At 37.4% G+C, this 10,569-nt stretch carries 9 protein-coding genes and 1 pseudogene; 1 reads left to right on the top strand and 9 read right to left on the bottom strand.

Annotated elements, in window-relative coordinates; genetic code table 11:
• From GNY06_RS03895 to proC, 4 genes and pseudogenes are all read right to left on the bottom strand, one after another.
• Positions 1 to 261, bottom strand: a pseudogene (locus tag GNY06_RS03895) (IS982 family transposase); the annotation flags it as partial.
• A 391-nt stretch (positions 262 to 652) separates the two neighbouring features.
• A complete protein-coding gene (locus tag GNY06_RS03890; RefSeq protein ID WP_166518893.1) occupies positions 653 to 1,294 on the bottom strand; it encodes a J domain-containing protein in 642 nt (213 codons plus the stop codon).
• A gap of 171 nt (positions 1,295 to 1,465) precedes the next feature.
• Entirely contained in the window at positions 1,466 to 1,960 is a 495-nt protein-coding gene (tpx, locus tag GNY06_RS03885) for a thiol peroxidase (RefSeq protein ID WP_166518892.1), read from the bottom strand.
• Positions 1,961 to 2,190: 230 nt separating this feature from the next.
• Positions 2,191 to 2,979: a pyrroline-5-carboxylate reductase gene (proC, locus tag GNY06_RS03880; RefSeq protein ID WP_166518891.1), complete on the bottom strand. Its 789-nt coding sequence runs from the start codon at positions 2,977 to 2,979 to the stop codon at positions 2,191 to 2,193.
• A 141-nt stretch (positions 2,980 to 3,120) separates the two neighbouring features.
• Between proC and GNY06_RS03875 the strand changes: the two genes are divergently transcribed.
• Positions 3,121 to 5,340, top strand: coding sequence for an NADP-dependent isocitrate dehydrogenase (locus GNY06_RS03875; RefSeq protein WP_166518890.1), 2,220 nt, complete (start codon positions 3,121 to 3,123; stop codon positions 5,338 to 5,340).
• Between the two features lie 255 nt (positions 5,341 to 5,595).
• Here the strand turns inward: GNY06_RS03875 and arsC are convergent, their stop codons facing one another.
• The 5 genes from arsC to GNY06_RS03850 form a co-directional block, all read right to left on the bottom strand.
• Positions 5,596 to 5,946, bottom strand: a complete 351-nt coding sequence (gene arsC / locus GNY06_RS03870) for an arsenate reductase (glutaredoxin) (RefSeq protein ID WP_166518889.1) — start codon at positions 5,944 to 5,946, stop codon at positions 5,596 to 5,598.
• 12 nt (positions 5,947 to 5,958) lie between these two features.
• A complete protein-coding gene (locus tag GNY06_RS03865; protein WP_166518888.1) occupies positions 5,959 to 6,573 on the bottom strand; it encodes a deoxynucleoside kinase in 615 nt (204 codons plus the stop codon).
• A gap of 129 nt (positions 6,574 to 6,702) precedes the next feature.
• The gene (locus GNY06_RS03860; RefSeq protein ID WP_166518887.1) at positions 6,703 to 7,725 is read right to left on the bottom strand and encodes a glutaminyl-peptide cyclotransferase; all 1,023 of its coding nucleotides are present in this window, start codon (positions 7,723 to 7,725) and stop codon (positions 6,703 to 6,705) included.
• Positions 7,726 to 8,078: 353 nt separating this feature from the next.
• Complete coding sequence (locus tag GNY06_RS03855) at positions 8,079 to 9,821, bottom strand: ABC transporter ATP-binding protein (RefSeq protein WP_166518886.1); 1,743 nt, start codon at positions 9,819 to 9,821, stop codon at positions 8,079 to 8,081.
• Positions 9,814 to 10,365, bottom strand: coding sequence for a hypothetical protein (locus GNY06_RS03850; protein WP_394350824.1), 552 nt, complete (start codon positions 10,363 to 10,365; stop codon positions 9,814 to 9,816). Before GNY06_RS03850 ends, GNY06_RS03855 begins: the two co-directional genes overlap by 8 nt.
• Between the last annotated feature and the right edge of the window lie 204 nt (positions 10,366 to 10,569).

Raw genomic sequence — 10,569 nt, 5'->3', positions numbered from 1 at the left:
TTTCTCTATGTAGCAGAAAAGTTTTCTTTTTCTTCTATTGTATACACTTCTTTCTATTTTATCTTCCAAATCTGTTCCCGAAATACATATAAATAGTTGTAATTCAAAGCTAATAAACCTATATTCTGCAGTAATATTAAGGGCCACAAGCTCCAGATCAGACCATTTGGGAATCCTGATTTGCCTGGATGAATCAATATGTGTACAGATATTGGTTAATTCTTTTAAAATAATTTTGTAGTTTTGAATAAGATTATTCATGTTTAATTCCTAATGCACAACAGGTCTTTAATACTATCGTTTTTATCTCACCTCCTTCCTATGGAGATCTATTTCTGATGGCTCTGCAGTTGGGCAATAGAACAATTATAGATTACGAACTCATGTTAGCCAACAAATATGTTTATCTATAATGTAAATAGCTGTTATTAAGTTTTTTATCCTGCTGGATAATTCACAAATACAAATTAATCTATATTTATTCTAAATTAATTTATATTTGTGATATGAAACCTATTTATCTCCATTTAAAAGAGGCTACATTAGCCCCTAAGCTTTCCGAGGAAAAAATATACTGTGACAAAAAGAAGTGTTGCAAAAAGTTTAAAAAAGGAAAACGTTGCAAAAAATGCCCAGGACGGAGTAAGCTGGCTTAGTTCCTTCCGCATACCTCATAAATGATAAAGAGTAGGATTAGGAGGAACACCATCCCCCATTTTAAATAATTGGGAAGTTGAATTTCAGAATCTGCAGGGGCACTATCTATACGTGGTTCTTTATCCTTTTTTTCAAGGACCTTGTTGAGGTCCACAATCTCTCTAAAGCTTATACCACTGGCTACCGTCTGGTTCAGCACAGAATTGGTAGCATTCAATATCAACTGAAATTTGCCCTCTTCATCGAACTCCGTAATCGATATCCGCTTTTCACCATATGATTTTTGTAGGCCAAAAGGGTGTATTTTAACGACATCTGCATTAAAAGTCTGCCACGTAATCATCACTTCTTCCCCTTTTATCACCCGCAACTTATTGGCATGGAAAGACGTAATTCTAGGGGGGAGAGCAGGAATTTTTTTTTGTTCAAGATTTAACAGGTGATCATAGGCCGTGCGCCGATCTTTATCGATCAAAATGGTATAAGCTTCTCTCACCTCCCTAAAACGATTTTCAAAAAAAGGATCGCTTTTACTTTTGTCCGGATGGTACTTTAAGGACAATTTACGATAAGCCTTTCTCACCTCCTCTTCAGAAGCATCTTTAGGGATTCCCATAAAGTAATAATAGTCCTTCACATTCAATGTCTAATCATACAAATTTAAGCATTTATTTAAAGTTCGGCTTGATTGGGTATTTGCCTGTATAACATATGTTAAAAGCTCCTGAACAATCAAGAGCTTTAATACATTTATAGCCTAGAAACTTATGAAGAACAGTTCCTTTTTAATATTCTGCTCTCTATTTTATTACAATACAGCCAAAGCAGCATTGTAATCCGGCTCATTCCCTATTTCAGGCACCTGCTCGGTATAGATCACTTTCGCATTCTCATCGGCCACCACCACAGCTCGGCTTAACAATCCTTTCAGAGGTGAGCTGGATAAGGTAACGCCATAATCCTGTCCAAAATTACCTCTAAAGTCAGAGAGGGTTTCAACATTTTCCAGACCCTCTGCGGCGCAAAACCTGCCTAAAGCAAAAGGCAAATCTTTAGATACATTGATCACCACCGTATTTTCAAAACGAACGGCTTCTTGATTAAATTTTCTGGCCGATGCAGCGCAAACCCCCGTATCTATACTAGGGAAAATATTCAATATTATTTTTTTGCCTTTATAGTCGGCTAAAGTTTTCTCCTCTAAATCCACATTTACCAATGTAAAGTCCTTTAGCTGTTCTCCATTTTGAGGGAGGTGACCTACTGTAGATACTGTATTTCCCTTTAATTTAATATCTGCCATTATTCAAAAATTTTTATTAAAAGTAAAAATACAGAATTTATGGTAAATATAATCAAAGCCCTCTTAATTTTTAAACTAGAGCTCCAAAGACAAAAATATTATTACATGATTTTGGGTTTAAAAATATCCGTTTAGATGAGCTATTGAATAGGTTGATCCTCCTTAAACTTTCTGAATTTATATATCCGCCGGGGATTTAGACGGGCTTATAAAAACAGACCATCATCCTGCTAGGATTTTTTTTCAATTTTCTGAAAAGAAGCATTAATTCCTTTAATCAGAGAAGCGCTAAAACCCTGATGTTCCATTTCGTTCAATCCTACAATCGTGCAACCTTTAGGAGTGGTCACCTTATCAATTTCCTGTTCAGGATGATTTTTATTTTGTATTAAAAGTTCTGCAGCTCCTTTCACCGTTTGATTAACAATTTGTACAGCCGTTTGAGCATCAAAGCCTATTTGAATACCTCCCTGTACCATGGCCCGCATAAAACGAAACACAAAAGCCAGTCCACAAGCGCCCAATACGGTAGCTGCCTCCATTAAGTCTTCGTTTACCTGGATAACCTTTCCCATATGAGAAAGCAATGTGGTTACTAGCTCAAGCTTATCTTTATCTACCCCATTATATACCAAACAGGTAAGCGACTCTCCTACCCCCGAAGCCGTATTGGGCATAGCGCGCATAATGTTGATGTTTTGGCAGCCTATGGCCTCCCGAATCTGATCTATACTTACCCCTGTAGCCATGGAAACCACAATTTTATCAGCGCTAAAGGAATCCTGATGAGATTTTAGAATCTCTAGTATATTGAAGGGCTTAAGGCTTACGATCACCACATCGGACTGCTGAATGGCCTGATGGTTATCTTGCATTACCGCAACCCCCTCTTCTTTCAAGAAAGCTATATTTTGTGTATTTCTTCTGGTCGCAATTATCTGGTAAGATTCTTGGGATTGCAAAAGACCTTTTATAATAGAAACTCCAAGATTTCCTGTCCCTAATACCGCAATTTTCATATTTTTTTTTAGCACAATAAATATAGTGGATTCTTATCTTGTTTAAACAGGCTTTCGAATAAAAATATTAAATTTGTTTTTCAAAAAATCAAAGTAGAGGATGTCACCTCTACTACAACAAAGATTAAAAATCGAAAGAAAATGTCAGAAAAATCAAAAATCTATTACACATTAACGGATGAAGCTCCTATGTTAGCTACGCATTCGTTTTTACCTATCGTGAGAGCTTTTACAAAGTCAGCTAATATAGAAATTTCCGTTCCTGATATTTCTTTAGCAGGAAGAATTTTAGCTAATTTTTCGGAGTTTTTAAAAGAGGGTCAGAAGGTTTCAGATGCTTTATCTGAACTGGGCAATACCACCAATCAACCTGAAGCTAATATTGTAAAATTACCCAATATTTCGGCCTCTATACCACAATTGGAGTCAGCCATTGCTGAATTACAAAAGAAAGGTTTTAATGTGCCACTCTATCCATCAGATCCTAAAAACGAAGCCGAAAAAGCTATAAAAGCTAAATATGCCAAAGTTTTAGGAAGTGCTGTTAACCCTGTCCTGAGGGAAGGTAATTCCGACAGGCGTGCACCAAAAGCAGTAAAAAACTATGCCCAACAAAATCCTCATAAAATGGGGCAATGGGCTGCTGATAGTAAAACAGATGTAAGCCATATGCTACAAGGCGATTTCTACGGAACAGAAAATTCGACAACACTGGAAGAGGCTACCCAATACCGTATTGTATTCAAAGGAGAAGATGGTTCCGAAAGCATATTAAAGGATTTTGCGGATCTTCAAGCTGGAGAGATTATTGATACTTCTGTAATGAACTTACAAGCGCTAAAAACTTTCGTTCAACAAGCGATAGAAGAAGCCAAAAGCAGAGGTGTACTATTGTCGGCACACTTGAAAGCCACCATGATGAAAATATCGGATCCTATTATTTTCGGAGCGATTGTAGAAACTTACTTTAAAGAGGTTTTCACTAAATACGCTTCGACTTTCAAAGCATTAGATATCAATCCTAATAACGGACTAGCTGGCTTATTTGAAAAAATTAAAGGACATGATCAAGAAGCAGCCATCAAAGCTGATATTGAAAAGACACTTGCCGAAGGTCCCAAAGTAGCCATGGTAAATTCTGACAAAGGTATCACCAATTTCCATGTACCTTCGGATATTATTGTAGATGCTTCTATGGCTGCTATGATCAGAGGTGGGGGTAAAATGTGGAATAAAGAGGGGCAGGAAGAAGATACCCTGGCCATCATACCAGATCGTTCTTATGCAGGCTGCTACCAGGCTGCTATCGACGATATGAAAGCACACGGGGCATTAGACCCTCGCAGCATGGGATCAGTTCCCAATGTGGGACTTATGGCTCAAAAAGCTGAAGAATACGGTTCTCATGATAAAACTTTCCAGTTAAGCGCAGATGGAAGTGTGGAAGTGCAAGATGAAAAAGGAAATATCTTACTTTCTCAAAAAGTAGAAAAATATGATATTTTCAGAATGTGTCAAACTAAGGATGCGGCGATCCAAGATTGGGTAAAATTAGCCGTAAACAGGTCTCGTCTGTCCAATACTCCTGCAATTTTCTGGCTAGATACAGAAAGAGCCCACGATAGGGAAATTATCAAAAAAGTAGAAAAATACCTTCAGGACCATGATACTTCGGGTCTTGATATAAAAATTCTCAATGTAAAGGAGGCCATGGCGGAAACCTTAAAAAGAGCACGAGAAGGAAAAGATACCATCTCTGTTTCAGGCAACGTGCTGAGAGATTATTTAACGGATCTTTTTCCTATTCTCGAACTGGGTACATCTGCGAAAATGCTCTCTATAGTTCCGCTTATGAATGGTGGAGGCTTATTTGAAACCGGAGCTGGAGGTTCTGCTCCTAAGCATGTGGAACAATTTATAGAAGAGGGCTATCTAAGGTGGGATTCCCTAGGAGAGTTTTTAGCACTTCAAGCTTCCCTAGAACATTTAGCACAGACGCAAAACAATCCAAAATCTCAGATATTAGCGGATGCTTTGGATACTGCCAATGCAAAATTTCTAGCTACTGATAAGTCTCCAGCAAGAAAAGTAGGACAAATCGATAACAGAGGTTCACATTTCTATTTAGCCCTATATTGGGCAGAGGCGCTTGCACAGCAGACTTCTGACTCGGAAATCGCTGAAAAATTCAAGGCTATTGCACAGCAGTTACAGGAAAATGAAGAAAAAATAAATGCCGAGCTTATCAACGCTCAAAACCATCCTCAGGATATGGGAGGTTACTATAAGCCGGACCAAAGTGAAGCTTCACATGCCATGAGGCCTAGTGCTACCTTAAATAATATTATTGATGGTATCTAAATTCTGTCGATAAGTATCCAATAAAAAAGCGACTCTGTAGAGTCGCTTTTTTATTGGATTTTATCTGGAAAAGACGTTTTCATTCTCTCTAAGACTTGTTCTTATACGTCTCTTGCTTTCTAAATAGTGGGCATTGCCGATAAATCCTTCCTTGGAAGTTTGTTTCTCTTTTACTTTTTCCGGCTTTAACATACAAACCAGATGCGGGGCAACTCAAGCTTTTTTATTTTATAAGCTTTAATTTAAATATTCACATCAGTTGTTTAACCAGTCCTTTAGCTTCTCCAAAGGCCTCGCGATGATCGCCTGATCGTCTTTAAGGACAATAGGTCTGTGGATCAGGTTAGGGTGATCCACCAAAATTTTAAGCCATGCCTGATCATCAAGAGGTTTATCCGCATATTTTTCTTTAAAAAGGGCATCTCCTGTTCTTACCAATTCTTCAGGTTTAAATTTAAGATATTCCAATAACTGCTTTATTTGGAATTCGTCGAGAGGTGTCTGAATGAGATTCACCAACTCAAATGCTATGCCCTGATCTTCCAGATACTGCAATGCTTCTCTGGATTTATAACACCTACTGTTATGATAAATCTTTACTTTCATTTAAATCTATATTTAAAATAAACCATTCAAATTGGCATCAATACTTTCCAAAATAATTCCAAAATTTTCAGGATTTTCAACAAAATCGAGATTGTTTACATCTATGATAAGCAGCTTTCCCTCTTGGTAACCCTGAATCCATTTTTCATATTTATGATTGAGCTTAGATAAATATTCAATACTAATTCCGGCTTCATACTCGCGACCTCTCTTTGCGATTTGCTCTACCAGCTTGGAGATATCAGCCTTGAGATAAATCAATAGATCGGGTGCTGAGAGAAATGACTTCATCAGGCTAAAAACCGATTTGTAATTATTAAAATCTCTCTCATTGAGCAGTCCCATATCGTTTAGGTTCTCTGCAAAGATGTTCGCATCTTCATAAATGGTTCGATCCTGAATAACATTTTTACCGCTTTCGCGTATCTCTTTAATTTGTTTAAAACGACTTCCGAGAAAGTAAATTTGAAGATTAAATGCCCACTTCGCCATATCGTGATAAAAGTCATTCAAATAAGGGTTATGATCCACATCCTCAAACTGAGCCTCCCATCCGTAATGTTTGGCTAACATCTTTGTAAGCGTAGTTTTCCCCGCTCCTATATTCCCGGTTACAGCAATATGCATATCTTAATTTTTTTGGAGGCGTAAAGATAAAACTTGTGGAGTTGGATTGCAAGCCTATTTTAGCAGACTTATGTACCACTCGCTTCAATCAGCCAAACAGCCTTTTTATGGACGCACCAGAAAAATCTCTTACTTTAATCTTACTTCGTATATCTTAGGCCAATTTTTACCGGTTACTAACATATGATCTCCTTTAAAAGCAATACCATTAAGCACATCATCAGCTCCTTTGGTGTGTATGCTTACATAATCGGAAAAATCATATCTGCCCACCACTTCTCCTTTGCTTGGATCTATCTTTAGAACGATGGGTTGCTGCCACACATTTGCATAGATAAACCCTTTATGATATTCTAATTCATTAATCTGATCATATGCCATCTGAGAACCCGCAACTCCTATTTTTTTTATGACTTTATTCGGATTATTTACATCCAGAAAATAAAGGGTAGATGTTCCATCCGCTGCAATAAGGTTTTTTCCATCATAAGTCAACCCCCAGCCTTCGGTCATCGCTGAAGGATAAGAAAACTCGCCTTCTAATTTCAGGGTATTTTTATTATATATAAATCCTTTGCGATTCTGCCATGTTAACTGGTATACCTTATCTCCTACAATGGTACAACCCTCGGAAAAAAATTCTTGTGCTTGTGTCGCCTGTTGTAATGGATTCGTACTGCCCAGTCTATATTTTAACATTCTGGATTCACCATGCTGACCATCGGATTCATAAACAACATCTCCTTCTAATTGAAAACCCTGAACGAAATTTTTAGGATCATGAGGATATTCGGCTATCTGCTCGTAGAGAAGGTTTTGCTCTGGTTTAGAGGCAAACACATTAATGGTAGCATCCTGATTCACAAGCTTATCATTTTTGAGTTTCATACTAAAGGTTACATTATTTTCTCCCAGTGTGAAGTAGTGTGGATCAATAACCAACGAGTTACTCTGATTATCTCCAAAACTAATACTGATGGTTTCAATGTTGTCGGTGACCTCAGCAGGTAAATTGATTTTATCTCCAAAATGATACCCTTTTTCCTGCATGGTCGCATTGTAGTTCTGAATACTTTTTACGACTGTTTTCTCTTTGTTACAGGCTACTAAAAAAACAAGAGCTATAAGCCCTGTGAATACATTTCTCTTCATTTCTATCTTTAAAATTAAAATATAAATATTTTTTACTCACTTAAAGTTTTCTTCATCTTATAAAAATGCTCTGTGTGCATCTATATGCTCCTCTTTATAAAATGAAAATTTCCCAACAAAACTAAACAATATTTCACGGACGTTCTCTTTATTTATGAAAATTTATGTTTTTTAACTATAAATTTTGAGTAAAAAACGACACTCTTTTATTTACAATCAATACCAGATTAAGCAAAGAGAGAATAAATTTTGAAGGCAAACAACTTTTTTATCCAGCATAAATTCATGTTTAATCTCTAGGCTTACTTTTTCCGTATATACTACTGGAAAAACAGAAAATACACCTCATCCTATTACTGCTTGTTTCTGTGATATTTATTTTTGACTTTCCATCCTCCGGATTTTTGCTGTATATCCCACATTTTTCTGTAAATACTTTTTTTATGGAATAGCTCTGTATGATTTCCTTTTTCAGCGATTTTGCCATTTTCCAAAACCAATATCTGATGGGCATTTTGAATGGTCGCTAATCTATAGGCGATCACAACAACTGTCTTGGATTTTACCAATTTCTGAATAGCCTGCTGAATGTAGATTTCGTTTTCAGGATCAAGACTTGCAGTCGCTTCGTCTAATAAAAGAATAGGTACGTCTTTCAGCAAAGCACGGGAGATGCTGATGCGTTGTTTTTGTCCGCCTGAAAGTTTACTGCCCGCTTCACCAACCTTGGTATCCATTCCTTCGGGAAATTCCGCCACAAAATTCAATACTTGGGCTCTTCCGGCAGCCTCCATAATTTCTTCTTTTGTCACATCGGGTTTACCTATTTTGATGTTTTCGTAAATGCTATCGTCAAACAAATACACTTCCTGAAACACTCCACTGATAAAGTTATAAAACTTATCATGGTTTATGTTGCGGATATCCACACCACCTATTTTAATGCTTCCTGTGTCCACATCCCAAAATCGGGCAATAAGTGAAACAAGGGTTGTTTTTCCAGAACCAGAATGACCTACCAGTGCCAACATTGATTTTTCGGGAACCCTGAAATTTAAATACTGAACCGTCGATTTATCTGAATAGCCAAAACTTACATTTTCAAAAGCGATATCAAAACGGTCTGGCCATTCATTTTTACCCGTTTCCATTGTTGGTTCTTCCATCACATCGATAATACGATTCAAGCTTTCATTCATATAACGAAGCACCAGATAATCTACCATCACTATTTTGAGTGGATTATAAAGGTTATACCCCATGATGAGAAATGTAATGAACACCGGAATCGTAATCGTATTTCCGTTTAGGTAATACAATCCCAATGCTAGCATTGCCAGAAAACCGATTTCAAAAACCACACTTGCCGTTATGATAAAGGGACCAGGAATGGCTTCCATTCTGATGCTTTTCCTGCGTAAATCCTCAAAAGACCGTCTCAAGCTCTTGTTCCTTTCACCGGTTAAGCCATATGATTTCAAATGACGAATACCTTGTACATATTCCAGGAATTTTGCCCCCATTATATTGCGTGCTGCTATTTGCTCTTTACCCAATTTGATTACGAAATAATTTGTCACCCGTAAAAAGGGATAAATTAAAGGTACTGCTGCTAGTAGGCAAAGCGCCAATCGCCAGTCATAAATAAAAAGGAATATGGAGAGGACTACAGTACCGAAAGCTGCTGCTAGTTTGCCTATACTATGACCAAAAATTCCTTCAAAATTAGCTATATCCTGTAACAATATAGAAGCGATTTCTCCGGGATCTTTTTTTTTGAAAAAGCCCAATGAAAATTTTTGAATTCTGTTTCCTAACTTAATTCGTAGTTTGGCCGACAAATCATACACCCATATATTACTGTTTATCATTGATTTGGATGCAATGAAAAACTGAATGATCAGCATGAGTGCCATTATCCCTATAATCATCCATATTTTTTGAACATTAGGATGTTCTGAAAATAGTTCCCAGATGACAGGCAATAAAATTCCAGATGGAGCAGTGATGAAGATACTATGTAGGATTGGCCAAAGTACTACACTCCAGGCTCCTTTTCGGTTGAAGGAGGTAACGTATTTTAAGTTTTTAATCATAATAGCTTATTTGAGGGTGAGCAGTGATTAGTTTCTTTTTAAAACGGATGAATAGTATGATAAAGAAGATGAGATATGCAATGTTAAAAACTGCCGCACCGAGATAGCCTTTAATGTCTGACGAAGGCAACATAAGATGAATGAAGATCTGATATAGGGTGATAAATACCTGACTGATAAAGCCTACCCATTTGGGCAGAATTGTTTTTCCCAGGAACACCAAGATTGAGAAAGTGAGCCAGCCCAGTAGTAACACGATAACGGCGGTACCCCAAGTGATATAATGTAGTTGTATAAATTTGGACGCCGTTTCCAATAAATAAGGATGAGCTGATTTATCGGTGTGATAAATGGCTTTGTGAATTTCTCCTGTGAAGAAGAAAACAGCATGACCTAAAGGCATGAGCAGTACACTAAGCACCAGAAGATAATAGGCTCCCCAAGAGTACCATTTGGACTTATCTTTAAAAAACGGATAAGCCACCCATACTCCAGGCAGAAAAAGCACAGCAGTCATCGCTGCAATCAATGCTCCGAACATCAGCCGGTTTCCTGAAACCCCACCATATACGAGGGTGTATCTCGAACTGTGTCATAAACATTATCTTTAAATATAATATCTTATGGCACAAGAAGAATTTGACTTTGAGTCTTTTAAGAAGGAGGCTATTGCCGGCCTTTATTCTGGAAAAAAAATGACTGGCACCGATGGGGTTCTGGCTCCAATGGTGAAGCACTTTCTGGAATC

Origin of the sequence: Elizabethkingia argenteiflava (assembly GCF_009904105.1) — a bacterium.
Taxonomy (GTDB): domain Bacteria; phylum Bacteroidota; class Bacteroidia; order Flavobacteriales; family Weeksellaceae; genus Elizabethkingia; species Elizabethkingia argenteiflava.
The sequence above is the reverse complement of the archived record's forward strand: the minus strand, read 5'-3'. Positions and strand labels throughout refer to the sequence as shown.